This window comes from Candidatus Polarisedimenticolaceae bacterium, assembly GCA_036376135.1.
Taxonomy (GTDB): domain Bacteria; phylum Acidobacteriota; class Polarisedimenticolia; order Polarisedimenticolales; family DASRJG01; genus DASVAW01.
Genome location: DASVAW010000139.1, coordinates 1 through 13,615 on the forward strand (window position 1 = coordinate 1; position 13,615 = coordinate 13,615).

Annotated in this window: 14 protein-coding genes; 12 read left to right on the forward strand and 2 right to left on the reverse strand. The window is 71.4% G+C overall.

Annotation, left to right across the window (positions count from 1 at the left end; all coding sequences use genetic code 11):
- Window positions 1-1,216: hypothetical protein (locus tag VF139_14495; protein ID HEX6852602.1), on the reverse strand; the 1,216-nt coding region annotated here is incomplete at its 3' end.
- Between the two features lie 87 nt (window positions 1,217-1,303).
- Here VF139_14495 and VF139_14500 point away from each other — a divergent pair.
- The 12 genes from VF139_14500 to VF139_14555 all read left to right on the forward strand — a co-directional run bounded on the left by VF139_14500 (window position 1,304) and on the right by VF139_14555 (window position 12,245).
- Window positions 1,304-2,008 carry a tetratricopeptide repeat protein gene (locus VF139_14500; protein HEX6852603.1) on the forward strand — a complete coding sequence of 235 codons (705 nt, stop codon included), beginning with the start codon at window positions 1,304-1,306 and terminating at the stop codon, window positions 2,006-2,008.
- Between the two features lie 13 nt (window positions 2,009-2,021).
- Window positions 2,022-3,269: a LeuA family protein gene (locus VF139_14505; protein ID HEX6852604.1), complete on the forward strand. Its 1,248-nt coding sequence runs from the start codon at window positions 2,022-2,024 to the stop codon at window positions 3,267-3,269.
- A 124-nt stretch (window positions 3,270-3,393) separates the two neighbouring features.
- Window positions 3,394-4,440, forward strand: coding sequence for a 6-hydroxycyclohex-1-ene-1-carbonyl-CoA dehydrogenase (gene had, locus VF139_14510; protein ID HEX6852605.1), 1,047 nt, complete (start codon window positions 3,394-3,396; stop codon window positions 4,438-4,440).
- A 2-nt stretch (window positions 4,441-4,442) separates the two neighbouring features.
- A complete protein-coding gene (oah, locus tag VF139_14515; GenBank protein HEX6852606.1) occupies window positions 4,443-5,552 on the forward strand; it encodes a 6-oxocyclohex-1-ene-1-carbonyl-CoA hydratase in 1,110 nt (369 codons plus the stop codon).
- A complete protein-coding gene (locus tag VF139_14520; GenBank protein HEX6852607.1) occupies window positions 5,549-6,013 on the forward strand; it encodes a GNAT family N-acetyltransferase in 465 nt (154 codons plus the stop codon). Before oah ends, VF139_14520 begins: the two co-directional genes overlap by 4 nt.
- 2 nt (window positions 6,014-6,015) lie before the next feature.
- Complete coding sequence (bcrC, locus tag VF139_14525) at window positions 6,016-7,191, forward strand: benzoyl-CoA reductase subunit C (GenBank protein HEX6852608.1); 1,176 nt, start codon at window positions 6,016-6,018, stop codon at window positions 7,189-7,191.
- On the forward strand, window positions 7,188-8,468 hold the full coding sequence (bcrB, locus tag VF139_14530; GenBank protein HEX6852609.1) for a benzoyl-CoA reductase subunit B: 1,281 nt from the start codon (window positions 7,188-7,190) through the stop codon (window positions 8,466-8,468). Before bcrC ends, bcrB begins: the two co-directional genes overlap by 4 nt.
- Entirely contained in the window at window positions 8,465-9,769 is a 1,305-nt protein-coding gene (gene bcrA / locus VF139_14535) for a benzoyl-CoA reductase subunit A (GenBank protein HEX6852610.1), read from the forward strand. The genes bcrB and bcrA overlap by 4 nt, the downstream gene beginning before the upstream one ends.
- Entirely contained in the window at window positions 9,766-10,605 is an 840-nt protein-coding gene (bcrD, locus tag VF139_14540; protein ID HEX6852611.1) for a benzoyl-CoA reductase subunit D, read from the forward strand. Before bcrA ends, bcrD begins: the two co-directional genes overlap by 4 nt.
- Before the next feature lies 1 nt (window position 10,606).
- Window positions 10,607-11,317 (forward strand): SDR family NAD(P)-dependent oxidoreductase, encoded by a 711-nt coding sequence (locus VF139_14545; protein HEX6852612.1) that lies wholly within the window; start codon window positions 10,607-10,609, stop codon window positions 11,315-11,317.
- Between the two features lie 17 nt (window positions 11,318-11,334).
- Window positions 11,335-11,802: a GNAT family N-acetyltransferase gene (locus VF139_14550; GenBank protein HEX6852613.1), complete on the forward strand. Its 468-nt coding sequence runs from the start codon at window positions 11,335-11,337 to the stop codon at window positions 11,800-11,802.
- Window positions 11,799-12,245, forward strand: a complete 447-nt coding sequence (locus tag VF139_14555) for an Rrf2 family transcriptional regulator (GenBank protein HEX6852614.1) — start codon at window positions 11,799-11,801, stop codon at window positions 12,243-12,245. Before VF139_14550 ends, VF139_14555 begins: the two co-directional genes overlap by 4 nt.
- On the opposite strand, the gene VF139_14560 is transcribed toward VF139_14555, so the two are convergent.
- Complete coding sequence (locus VF139_14560) at window positions 12,136-13,611, reverse strand: HD domain-containing protein (protein HEX6852615.1); 1,476 nt, start codon at window positions 13,609-13,611, stop codon at window positions 12,136-12,138. The two genes, VF139_14555 and VF139_14560, sit on opposite strands and share 110 nt — an antisense overlap.
- Between the last annotated feature and the right edge of the window lie 4 nt (window positions 13,612-13,615).

Below are 13,615 nucleotides of genomic sequence, written 5' to 3' on the forward strand. Positions count from 1 at the left end.
CGCAGCGGGCGGTCGGGATCAGCGGGTGGCCGAGGGCTTCCGCCTCGAAGCGGCCGGGGCCCTCGACGATGTCGGGGAACGGGTCGTTCGGGTTCTCGAACGCGCAGGCGCTCATCGCGGCGAGGGCCTCGATCTCCCCGCAGGCGTCGACCCAGCGCGAGACGGCCGCGCCGTGGCGCGCGCGCCAGGCCTCCACCGCCATCGCCATCTGCGTCGTCCACAACGCGACCGCCGCGAACGGGGCGACGAGCTGGTTCCGCCGCAGCTCCATCCAGTCGAGCCGCTTCGCGAGCGACGCGATCGCGGCCGACGGGGCGGCTCCGTCGGAGTCGAGGGCCGCGCGGAGCTCGCGGAGGGGCTCGGATTCGAACGGCTCCCGCTCGATCCGTGCGAGCACCTCCGAAAGGACGCGAAGCTCCGCGCCGGGGCGGTCGGCGTCGTGCACGATCGCGACGACGCGTCGTCTCGCCGCGAGGGCGAGCGATCCGTTGAGGACGCCGAAGATCGCGAACGGGATCGCGGTCGTCGCACCGGACAGCCAGGTCAGAAGCGACACGAGCCCGCACGCGCCGAGGATCGCGGCGAGCATCCGGAGCGGCAAGGGGAACGGACGCGCGGGGGACCGCGCCCACGCGCGCAGCCGGTCGGGGTGGACCTCCGCGGCGACCGCGTCTCCCGCGAGGGCGAGGTCCTCGCGCAGCTCGAGGCGCGGCTTCAGCTCCTCGAGGGCGAGCTGACGATCGCGGATCGTGCGCGGCGTTGCGGGGGAGAGCAGCCACGTCGAAAGCGTCGCCTCACCGGCGCCGGTTCTGGTGGTGTTGACCCTTTCGAAGAGGGAGCCCGGGCCGAACAGGTCGAGGTCGGCGGCGTAGGGGTGGTGCTCGGGGGCGTGCCGCGAGCCGTCCCGCCCCGTGCCGGCCCAGCGCTCCTCGATCCGCGCGATGCCTGCGTCGTAGTGCGCGACCGCCCGGTCGGCGCGGGCCTTCGCGCGCAGGACGCGGTCGTGGAGGACGACGAGGACCACGAAGAGGAGGACGGCGACGGCGATCCAGCCCCAGCCCCAGGTCCCCTTCCAGGCGCCGATCGCGAGGGCGACGGCGAGGGCCGCGGTCGCGGCCCGTGAGAGCACGACTCGATCGTCCCGGCGGGACTCCCGACGCACGGCGGCCTCGCGCCGGGTCCGCCGGTCTTGATAGGCGTCAAGCGGGGGCGTCACCCGCGCATGGTGGCGCATGTCGGGGGATTCGGAAAGGTCGCGAACGGGCGTACACTCCCCCGGCACCGGCCCCCACGGAGGATTCCCATGCGTTGCCCCCGCTGCGGTCACGACGCCGCCGAGAAGGACAGCTTCTGCGCCTCGTGCGGCATGTTCCTGCGCGATGCCTGGATCGACCACCGCCTGCTCCTGGCGCTCGTCCACGAGCGGGAGGGGCGGCACACCGACGCGCGGCGCGAGCTCGAGCGGCTGCTCGCGGCCGACCCCGGCAACGTCCTCGCGAACCACCAGCTGGGAGTCCTGTTCTTCCACCAGGGGACGCTCGACCTCGCGATCGAGAGGTACAAGAAGGCGATCGACGGAGCCCCGCGCTTCCTCCTGTGTCACTACGACCTGGGCGTCGCGTGGTACCACCGGGGGAACATGCCGGAGGCGATCTGGTCGTACCGGACCTGCCTCGAGATCGACCCCAACTTCAACGCCGCGCACTACCGCCTCGCGATCGCCCTCTTCCACGCCGGGGAGCTCGACCAGGCGCTCGAGCATTTCGAGAAGTGCACCTCGCTCACCCCCGAGTACCTGATGGCCCGCTACCACGTCGGCGTGATCCACGAGCGGCTCGGCGACGTCGCGCGGGCGGAGCGCGAGTTCACCAGGAGCCTGGACGAGGGGGTGGGGGAGGTGTCGAGCCTGTTCCACCTCGCGGCGATCCGGAAGGCGCGGGGCGACGAGGCCGGCGCGCGCGAGTTGCTCGAGCGCGCGCGGCAGTTCGGTCGCGCCGTCGTGAAGTAGAAGGGAAGGCCCCATGACGACACCTGCCGACGACGGGCTCGTCTACGACTGGGCGGAGCACGGCCCGATGACGTTCCGGCGTCCGGGCGTGCGGGTGATGCTCGACGACGAGACGCTGCGCGACGGACTCCAGAGCCCCTCGGTCGCCGATCCGCCGCTCGAGGACAAGGTCAAGATCCTGCATCTCATGGACCGTCTCGGGATCGAGACGGCCGACGTGGGGCTTCCCGGCGCGGGACCGCGCCAGCGTGAGGCGGTGGAGACCCTCTGCCGCGAGATCGACCGCGCGAAGCTGCGCATCAAGGCCAACTGCGCGGGGCGCACCCTGATGGTGGACATCCAGCCGATGGCGGAGGTCCAGCAGAAAACCGGCGTTCCGATCGAGGCGTGCCTGTTCATCGGCTCGAGCCCGATCCGGCAATACGCCGAGGAGTGGGCGCTCGAGCAGATCCTCCGGCACACCAGGGAGGCGGTCACGTTCGCGGTGCGGGAAGGGCTCGACGTCATGTACGTCACCGAGGACACCGTCCGCTCGTCCCCCGACGACCTGCGCGTCCTGCTCACCGCCGCGATCGAGGCGGGGGCCAAGCGCGTCTGCCTGTGCGACACGGTCGGCGCCGCGGTCCCGCAGACCGCGTTCAATCTCGTCTCGTGGGTGCGGGGCCTCCTGTCCGAGCTGGGCGTCGCCGACCGCATCGGGGTCGACTGGCACGGTCACCGCGACCGCGGCCTCGGGATCGCGAACACCCTCGCGGCCGTCGAGGGAGGGGCGACGCGCGTGCACGGCACGGCGCTGGGCGTGGGGGAGCGCGTCGGCAATACGCCGATGGAGGAGATCCTCGTCAACCTGCGTCTGCTCGGCGTGCGCGACGACGATCTCTCGGCGCTTCCCGAGTACGTCGAGGCGGTGTCGCGGGCGACCGGGGTCCCGATCCCCGTGAACACCCCGATCGTCGGGAAGGACGCCTTCCGCACCGCGACGGGGGTGCACGCCGCCGCCGTCGTGAAGGCGCTCCGGAAGGGAGACGCGTGGCTTGCGGACCGGGTCTACTCCGGCGTGCCGGCGAGCTGGATCGGGCGCAGCCAGGAGATCGAGATCAGCCACATGTCGGGAAAGTCCAACGTCCTCTTCTGGCTGAACGCTCGCGGGCTCCCCGAGACCTCCGAGATCGTCGACGCGATCCTCGCCATGGCCAAGACCTCCCAGCGGGTGCTCAGCGAGGCGGAAGTGCTCGAAGCGATCCACCGCGTCCGGGCGTAAATGGGGACAGCAACCTATTTCCCAGTTGGGAAATAGGTTGCTGTCCCCATTTATCCGATGTCAATCGGCGATCGGCGTCTCCTGTAATAGGAATTAGGTGTCCTAATTCCGAAAAGGGGGTCGGATGCGCGTCGCCGGTTGGGAGGTGCGGGAACCGGGGCGGCCGATGGTCCTCGCGGAGCGCGAGGAGCGTGCGGGCGCGGGCGAGGTGATCGTCGAGGTGGCCGGGTGCGGCGTCTGCCACACCGACCTCGGCTACTTCTACGAAGGGGTCCCGACGCGCCACCCGTTCCCCCTCGTGCTCGGCCACGAGATCAGCGGCCGCGTCGTGGAGGCGGGGGACGGCGCCGCGAGCTGGCTCGGGCGGTCGGTGGTGGTTCCGGCCGTGATTCCCTGCGGGACCTGTCCCGCGTGCCTCGACGGCAGAGGCTCGGTCTGCCCGAAACAGATCTTCCCCGGCAACGACGTGCACGGCGGTTTCGCCACGCACGTGCGCGTCCCCGCGCGCGGCCTCTGCCCCGTTCCGGAAGGCGCCGACCTCGTCGCCCTCGCGGTGATCGCGGATGCCGTCTCGACCCCGTACCAGGCGATCGCGCGAAGCGGCCTCGGAGCGGGGGACGTCGCGGTGTTCGTCGGCGCGGGGGGCGTGGGCGGGTTCGGGGTGCAGGTCGCGGCCGCGCTCGGCGCGCACGTGATCGCCCTCGACGTGGACGACGCGAAGCTGGCGGCGCTTCGGGAGCACGGAGCCGCGGCGACGTGGAACGTCGCCGCGACCGAGCTCAAGGAGCTGCGCAAGCGGGTGCGCCGCTTCGCGGAGGAGCGCGGGGTCCCGACCTGGCGCACGAAGATCTTCGAGACCTCGGGGACGCCGGCCGGCCAGGCGACGGCATTCGGCCTGCTCGCCCACGGCGGCTGGCTCGGCGTCGTCGGATTCACTCCGAAAAGCGTCGAGGTGCGGCTTTCGAACCTGATGGCCTTCGACGCCGTCGCCCAGGGGACCTGGGGGTGCGCCCCCGAGCTCTATCCCGAGATCGTCCGGCTCGTCGTCGAGGGCAAGATCGCCCTCGAGCCGTTCGTCGAGCGCCGACCGCTCGCGTCCGTCAACACCACCTTCGAGGATCTGCACGCCCGGCGCGTCGCGCGTCGCGTGATCCTCGTGCCGGAGGCCTGAGCATGGAGTTCAAGGATCACGACCTCCCCGAGACGAAGGACTGGCCGGGGGTCCTGTACGAGCAGACGCCGCTGCGAAGCCCCGACGGCGCCGTCGTCGCGGGGCTGCACGCCGTCCGGATCACCCTCGACAATCCGAGGCAATACAACTCCTACACGACCGCGATGGTGAAGGGGGTGATCGCCGGAATGCGGCGCGCGTCGAACGACCGCGCCTGCGTGGCGGTCGTCTTCACGGGAGCGGGGGATCGCGCCTTCTGCACCGGCGGGAACACCGCCGAATACGCGACCTACTACGCCGGGCGCCCCGAGGAGTACCGGCAGTACATGCGCCTGTTCAACGACATGGTCACGGCGATCCTGCACTGCGACAAGCCGGTGATCTGCCGCGTGAACGGGATGCGGATCGGCGGCGGCCAGGAGATCGGGATGGCCTGCGACTTCTCGATCGCGCAGGACCTCGCGGTCTTCGGCCAGGCCGGTCCCCGCCACGGCTCGGCCCCCGACGGGGGGAGCACGGACTTCCTGCCCCTGTACGTCGGGATCGAGGCGGCGATGGAGAGCTGCACGACCTGCGAGCCGTGGTCGGCGCACAAGGCGCACCGTCTGGGTCTGCTCACGCGGGTCGTCCCCGCGCTCAAGCTCGACGGCGCGTGGATCCCCAACCCCCTGGTCGTGACCGACCGCTGGCTCGACGGATACGGCCGGATCGTGCACGGCGAGCGCCGCGCGGGGCACGAGCTCGCCGCCGGCAAGGAGACCCTCCGGCGGGCCACCGTCGATCTCTCCGAGCTCGACCGCGAGGTCGACGCGATGGTCTGGGCGCTGGCGAACCTGATGCCCGGCTGCCTGTCGAAGACGATCGAGAGCCTGCGCAAACACAAGCTCACGCCCTGGGACCGGAACCGCGAGGGGAACCGCGCGTGGCTCGCCCTCAACATGATGACCGAGGCGAAGGCGGGGTTCCGTGCCTTCCACGAAGGCGGCAAGGAGCGCCGCGAGGCGGACTTCCTCCTCCTCCGGCGACGGCTCGCCGAAGGCGAGCCCTGGGGAGACCCGCTGATCGACGAGGTCCTGGCGGCCGCCCGTGCCGCGGGCAAGGAGGCGAGATGAGCGCCTCCGTCCGGGCCGAGACGACCGTCCGGCCGCTGCGCGCGGGGGACTTCAACGACGTCGTCTCGATCGACACGCAGCACACCGGGACGGGGAAACCCGCCTACTGGGAGCGCGTCTTCCGGGCGTTCCTGCACCCCAGGCGCGGCGAGTTCCGCGTCGCCCTCGCGGCGAGCGAGGCCGGAAGCCTCGCCGGCTATCTGATCGGCGAGGTCCGGGCCTTCGAGTTCGGCTCGGAGCCGTGCGGCTGGATCTTCGCGGTCGGCGTGCGGCGCGACCACCTTCGCGGCGGGGTGGCGACCCTCCTGCTCGAGGAAGCCTGCCGCCGTTTCCGCGAGCACGGGATCGAGACGGTGCGGACGATGGTCGAGCGGCGCGACGTCCCGGTGCTCGCGTTTTTCCGCGCGAACGGGTTCGTCGCGGGGCGTTTCGTGCAGCTCGAGCGCGGCGTGGAGGAGTAGGCATGAGCGGATCTCTCGCGGGGCTTCTCGAGCGCGCGGAGCGCCTCTATCGCGACCTCTCCTTCTCGGCGGTCGGCGAATGGAAGCGGCGCACCGGCGGGCTCGCGGTGGGATACATGCCGATCTACGTCCCGCGGGAGCTCTTCCGCGCGCACGGCGTCCTCCCCGTCGGGATCATGGGCGGGGGCGAGGACCTCGAGATCATCCGGGGCGACGCCTATTACCAGTCGTACATCTGCCACATCCCCCGAAGCACCATCGAGCTCGGTCTCTCGGGAGCGCTCGACGTCCTCGACGGCATGGTCTTCCCCGCGATCTGCGACGTGATCCGGAACCTCTCGGGGATGTGGAAGATCGAGTTCCCCGACAAGCTCTCCCGCTACCTCGACGTGCCGCAGAACTTCGATCCCGCGGTCGGCGGGGCGTTCTACCGGCACGAGCTCGAGGAGCTCTCCGAGGCCCTCGTCGCCCGGGGCGCGAAGCCCTACGACCCCGAGGCGCTGCGCGAGGCGATCGTCGCCTACAACGAGAACCGCGCGCTCGTGCGCGAGCTTTACGCCCTGCGCATCGAGTCCCCGTGGAAGGTCCCGACCTCCGAGCTCTACATGCTCCTGCGCGCGTCGCTCGTGATTCCCGTCGAGGAGTCGACGGCGATGCTCCGGGAGTACGCCCGCCTCGTCCGCGAGGACGCCTCCCGCCTTCCGATGGACCAGGCCCGCGTGCTCCTGACGGGCTCGTTCTGCGAGCAGCCTCCGCTCGGCCTCATCAAGACCCTCGAGCGGGCGGGCTGCTACATCGTCGACGACGACTTCGTGCAGGTCCACCGCTGGATCCGAGGCGACCTCCCCACCGACGGCGATCCCCTCGAGGCGCTCGTGGCGGCCTTCCTGGGCGACTCGATCGAAAGTCCGACGCGCTACGCCGGCGAGATCGAGAAGGGCGCGGAGCTCGTCGCGCGGACGCGCGGCTCGCGCGCCGAAGGGGTCCTGTTCTGCGCGCCGAGTTTCTGCGACCCGGCGCTGCTCGACCAGCCCATGACGGTGAAGGTCCTCGAGAACGCCTCGATCCCGTGGACGGCGTTCAAATACGCCGAGAACAACGGCCAGTTCCAGGTCATTCGCGAGCAGGCGGGGACCTTCGCCGATTCGATCAAGCTCTGGAGCGGGGTGAACGCATGAACCCGAGCGCGGCCATGAAGGACGGAAGCCAGCTCCGTCAGAAGGAGATGATCGCGGAGCACTACTCGAGGCTCGCGCACTCCCCGCACACGGGGGAGAAGAGCGTCTACACCTTCGTTCCCGGAAACCTCACCGAGCTCGTGCGCAGCTTCGACCTGCTCCCGGTCCTCCCGGAGATCAACGCCCTGCAGTCGGCGATGCGCGGGAAGTCCAAGGACTACATCGCGATCGCCGAGAAGCTCGGGCACTCCGAGGACGTCTGCACCTACGTGAAGTGCGACGTCGGGATGAAGCGGTCCGGCAACCTCGGCCCGACCGGCGAGCACCTCCCCGACCCCGACCTGCTGCTGCTCTCCTACACCGGCTGCTTCACCTTCATGAAGTGGTTCGAGCTGCTGAAGGAGGAGTACAAGGCCCCCGTCGCCATGCTGCACGTCCCCTATCAGGCGGAGGGGCGCATCACCACGGCCGCGCGCGACTACGTGGTACGCCAGCTGAAGGAGTCGGTGATCCCGAAGCTCGAGCAGGTGTCGGGAAGGAAATACGACGAGGACAAGCTGAAGGAAATGCTCGCCCGGTCGAGCCGGGCCGAGGACGATCTCGTGCACGTGCTCGAGTCGGCCAAGCACCGACCCTCCCCGATCGACGCGTACTTCGGCGGGGTCTACTACATCGGGCCGATCTTCACGGCGTTCCGCGGGACCGAGGAGGCCGTCGGCTACTACCGCGCGCTGCGGTCCGAGGTCGACGAGCGGATCGCGATGGGGAAGGGGCCCGTCACCCCGGACGGCGAGATGGAGCGCGAGCGGTTCCGGCTCGTGGTGGAGGGGCCTCCCAACTGGACCTCGTTCCGGCAGTTCTGGAAGATGTTCGCCGACGAGGGCGCCGTCGTCGTCGCCTCGACCTACACGAAGGTCGGCGGCGTCTACGACAACGGCTTCCGCCACGACCCCGAGCGACCCCTCGAGACCCTCGCCGAGTACTGCCTCGGCTGCTACACGAACCTCAACCTCCCCACGCGCGTCGACATGTTGTGCCGCTACGTCGAGGAGTACGGGGCCGACGGCCTGCTCGTGAACTCGATCAAGAGCTGCAACTCGTTCAGCGCCGGGCAGCTCATGATGCTGCGCGAGGTCGAGCGGCGGACCGGCCGCCCCGCGGGGTTCGTCGAGAGCGACCTCGTGGACCCGCGCTACTTCTCCGCGGCGAACATCAAGAACCGGCTCGAGTCCTATTTCCAGATGATCGAGCAGAAGCGCGCGGGGGGTGCCGCATGAAGGCCTACGTCGGGATCGACCTCGGCTCGACGACGACCAAGGCGGTCGTCCTCGACGACGCGGGGGCGACCCTCGGCCGGGGGATCACGAACAGCCGCTCGAACTACGCCCTCGCCTGCGAGGTCGCCCTCGGCGAGGCGCTGATCGCCGCGCGTTTCGGCCTCCTCGACCGGGAGCTCGCGGCGGCGGGGATGCCGGAGGCCGAGCGATCGCGGCGGCTGGCCGCCCTGGGCCTGCGCTTCCGGGGACGCCAGTATCTCGCGCAGCTCGAGGTCTTCCGCCGCATCGCCGCGAGGATCGTCGCGCACGACCTGCTCGCGCGCGGCGTCGCTCCCGTCGTCGACGGCATGCTCGACCGCATGGCCGGGGAGGCGCGGACGCTGTTCGCCGAGGGAGCGAGCCGCAAGTCCGACTTCTTCCGGGACCTCGCGGGGAGCCGGTTCCTGCAGCTCGCCGAGGAGGTCTCGCGCGACGGCGCCGCGGCGTTCGACCGGCTCGTCGGGGTCTTCGACAAGGCGATCCTGGAGGTCGAGAACACCCCCTCGGGAGCGGAGGACTTCGGGACGCACGCACGCGCCGCCTCGGCGGACCTCGAGGACGCACCCGACGCGTTGCGGCGCGCGGTCGAGGCGGTCGCCTCGGTGCCGCTCCAGGTCGCCTCGTCGGTGGGGACCGGGTACGGCCGGCAGACGCTCCCGTTCCCGAAGGAGCAGATCCGCTCCGAGATCCTCTGCCACGGCCTCGGCGCGCACGCGATGTTCCCCGGAACCCGCACCGTCCTGGACATCGGCGGCCAGGACACCAAGGCGATCCAGGTGGACGACCGCGGCATCGTCACCTCCTTCCAGATGAACGACCGTTGCGCGGCGGGATGCGGGCGTTACCTCGGCTACATCGCCGACGAGATGAACCTCGGCCTGCACGAGCTCGGGCCGATGGCCTGCAACTCCTCCCGCCCGGTGCGGATCAACTCGACCTGCACCGTCTTCGCGGGGGCCGAGCTGAGGGAGCGGCTGAGCCTGGGCGAGAAACGCGAGGACATCCTGGCCGGCCTCCATCGCGCGATCATCCTGCGCGCGATGTCGCTCCTGGCGCGGTCGGGCGGGGTCGCGAACGAGTTCACCTTCACCGGGGGCGTCGCCAAGAACCCCGCCGCGGTCGACGCGCTGCGCGGCCTGATCCGCGAGAACTACGGCGAGGTCGCGATGAACATCTCCCCCGACTCGATCTACACCGGAGCGCTGGGCGCGGCGCTGTTCGCCTGGCGCGACGCCCGCCGCGGCGAGGAGGCGGCGGCATGAACAGCGCGGGGATCGACGTCGGCTCGTCGGCGGTGAAGGTGGTCGTCGCGCGCGCGGAGGCGGGCGCGTCCGCGATCCTCGCGTCGGGGGTCGAGAGGATCCGGCGGCGGGATCCGCAACAGGTCGCGGCCTCGCTTTTCGAGCGCTGCGTCGAGGAATCGGGGCTGAAACGCTCCGACCTCGCCTACGTCGCGACGACGGGGGAGGGGGAGATGGTCCCCTTCCGCACCGGCCACTTCTACGGGATGACGACGCACGCGCGCGGCGGCCAGTACCTCGAGCCGGACGCGCGCGCGGTGATCGACATCGGCGCGTTGCACACCCGCGCGGTGCTGATGGACTCGCGCGCGAAGGTCGAGGCGTACCGGATGACGAGCCAGTGCGCCTCGGGCTCCGGGCAGTTCCTCGAGAACATCTCGCGTTACCTGGGGATCACGATCGACGAGATCGGGCCGCTGTCGCTGCAGGCCGACGACCCCGAGGCGTGCTCGTCGATCTGCGCGGTTCTGGCGGAGACCGACGTCATCAACATGGTGAGCCGCGGGATCCGCGCCCCGAACATCATCAAGGGGATCCACCAGTCGATGGCGGGGCGGTACCTGCGCCTGCTGACCTCGGCCGGGGCGCGCGGCGTCGTGCTCGTCACCGGCGGACTCGCCGGGGACGTCGGCCTGATGGCGGCGCTGCGCGAGGCGGCCGAGGCCCAGAAGGCCGCGGTCGACATCCGCGCCCACGATCGGTCGATCCTTGCCGGGGCGATCGGCGCGGCGCTGTGGGGAGCGTTCCGCGCCGAGCGCCTGGCCCGCGAAGGCGTGACCTTCGCGGCGGAGGCCTGAGATGCGCATCCTCGACCTTCGGGGGAAAACCGCTCTGGTGACCGGGGGCTCCGGAGGGATCGGCCTCGCCGTCGTCGGCCTGCTCCGGGAGGCGGGGGCGGAGGTCTTCAGCCTCGACCTCCCGGGGAGGCTGAACCCCTCCGGCGCGACCGCGATCGAGGCCGACCTCACCGACCCCGGGGCGGTCGCGGCCCTCGGCTCGCGGATCGCGAAGCTCGACATCCTCGTGCACGCCGCGGGAATCACCCGCGACGCGGTCCTGTGGAAGCTCGACGACGCCGCGTGGCGCGACGTCTTCGCGGTCAACCTCGACGCGGCGTTCCACCTCCTGCGCGAGGTGGTTCCGTGGATGCGCCGGGACGGCGGCGGCTCGATCGTGCTCGTCGCGTCGATCAACGGCGAGCGCGGGAAGATCGGCCAGGCCAACTACGCCGCGAGCAAGGCGGGATTGATCGCCCTGGCGCGCACCGCGGCCCGCGAGACGGGCCGCTTCCGGATCCGCGTGAACGTCGTCTCGCCGGGGCTCATCGACACCCCGATGACCGCGGGCCTCGACCCCGAGGTGAAGCGGCGCGCGATCGAGGAAACCGCCCTCGGCAGGTCCGGCTGCCCCGAGGACGTCGCGAACGCGGTGTTGTTCCTGGTTTCGCCGTGGGCCGCGCACGTCACGGGCCAGGTGCTGCGGGTGGACGGCGGGCAGCTCATCGGATGACCGGGAGGGGAGAAGTCATGACCACGATTCGCGGGCTGCGGCCCGAGGACCTCGACGCGGTGATCGCGCTGGACGCCCGGAACACCGGCCGCCGGCGCGAGGAGTTCTTCCGGCTCAAGCTCCAGCAGAACCTCGTCGAGAGCGGGATCAAGGTGTCCCTCGCCGCCGAGCTCGACGGGGCGTTCGTCGGCTTCCTGCTCGCGCGGGTGTTCTACGGCGAGTTCGGGCGTCTGGAGCCCGCCGCGGTCCTCGACACGATCGACGTGCACCCCGACTTCCGGAACCGCGGCGTCGGCCGCGCGCTCCTCCGGCAGCTGCGGGTGAACCTGCGCGGGCTGAACGTGCCGAGGCTGCAGACCGAGGTCGCCTGGGAGAACCCCGACGTCCTGATGTTCTTCCACCACGAGGGGTTCCGGCCGTCGCCGCGGATCTGCCTGGACCTCGACCTCTCGTCGCCCCCCTCCGACGACGAGGCGCCCGCGTGAACCTGCAGAAGGGGACGCGCTACGCGCTCTACGCCGCCGCCGCGCTCGCGCGGGCCTGGGGGAGGGAGCCCGTCACGGCGTCGGGACTCGCGAAGGCGCACGGCCTCCCGGCGACGGTGGTCGCGAAGGTCCTCCAGGATCTCGCCCGCGCGGGGCTCGCGACGGGGCAGCGCGGCACGCGCGGCGGGTATCAGCTCGCGAAGGCGCCGCACCGGATGACCCTGCTCGACGTCGTGGAGGCGTTCGAGCCGTCGCATCCCGGGATGGAGGAGGATCGGCTGCGCCGGGTCTTCGAGGAGATCGACGCCTCGACGCGCGCGACCCTCGCCTCGATCACCCTCGAGACGTTGATCGGCGCGCGACGAGATCGGACAGGAGCACGAGCGCTTCCTCCCGCGTCCGAACCTCGCCGCGATCCCGCGCGTTCTCGATCGCGGCGATGAGCCGGCCCATCTCGGGCCCGGGGGGCACCCCGAGCGCGAGCGCATCGCGCCCCTGAACCAGGGGCTTCGCCGGCTCCACGTCGAGGGCGTGCTGCGCGACCGTCGCGGCGAACCGGTCGCCCGGGGGGTGCGGCCCGGTCCGGACGTCCTCGAAGGCGCGTCCGCGCCAGTCGGCCTCGCACGCGGCGAGGAAGACCCGCCACGGGGTCGGGTGGAGCCGCTTGACCAGCTTGCGCACCGCGTTCACGTAGGCGCGCTCGTCGATCTGCCCCTTCTCGAGGTCCCGATGGAGCGCGTGCGGCAGGGCGTGCCACTTGACGATCCCGACGACCGCGCGCTCGACCTCCTCCCCGAACGTCAGGCGCGAGAGCACGGCGCGCGCGAGGGGCTCTCCGGCGGACTCGTGTCCGGGGGAGACGACCCGCTCGACCCCGTCCTTGACCAGCCGCGTCGTCGAGACGGGCTTGCCGACGTCGTGCAGGAGCGCGCCGAGGACGACCTGGAGGCGCTGCGCGTCGTCGAACCCCCACGCGGGGCGGCGGGAGAGCTCCGCGGCCCGGTCGACGACCAGCATCGTGTGGATCCAGACGTTCCCCTCGGGGTGCCACTCCGGCTCCTGCGGGGTCGCCTCGTAGGCCTCGAGCTCGGGAAACAGCTCCCGGATCGCGCCGATCGCGCGGGCGAGCTCGAGCCCCTTCGACGGCGCCGGGGCGTCGACGAAGAGCTTGCGCAGCTCCTCGGTGACGCGCTCCCGGCTGAGCTGGCGCAGGTCCCCGCGCGCGACCATCCCGCGCATCAGGTCGAGGGTGCCGGGCTCGGGGACGAGGTCGAACCGGGCCGCGATCTGCACCCCGCGCCAGACGCGCAGCGGGTCGTCGCCGAACTGGGACGGGTCCACGACGCGGAGGACGCGCGCGCGCAGATCGGCGACGCCCCCCCAGGGATCGAGGATCTCGCCGGTGATCGGGTCGAGGGCGACGGCGTTCACGGTGAAGTCGCGCCGGCGCGCGGCCTCCTCCGGACCGAGGTACGGGTCCCCCTCGACGACGAACCCCTGGTGTCCGGGTCCCGCCTTCGAGTCGCGCCGAGGGATCGCGACGTCGAGGTCGACGCCGCGCGCAAGGTGGATCTTGAAGACCCCGAACGACCGCCCGACGACGTTGAGCCGCCGGGGGAACATCCGATCGAGCAGGGGCTCGAGGCGCTCGGTCGGCACGCCGTGGACCTCGACGTCCACGTCGAGGGTCTCGCGGCCGACGAGCCGGTCGCGCACGTACCCGCCGACGATCAGCGCCCGGCCGCCGGCCTGCGCCGCGACCTCGCGGGCGAGCGCGCGCACGGCGTCCTGGGGGTCGAGCGCTTCCATGCGC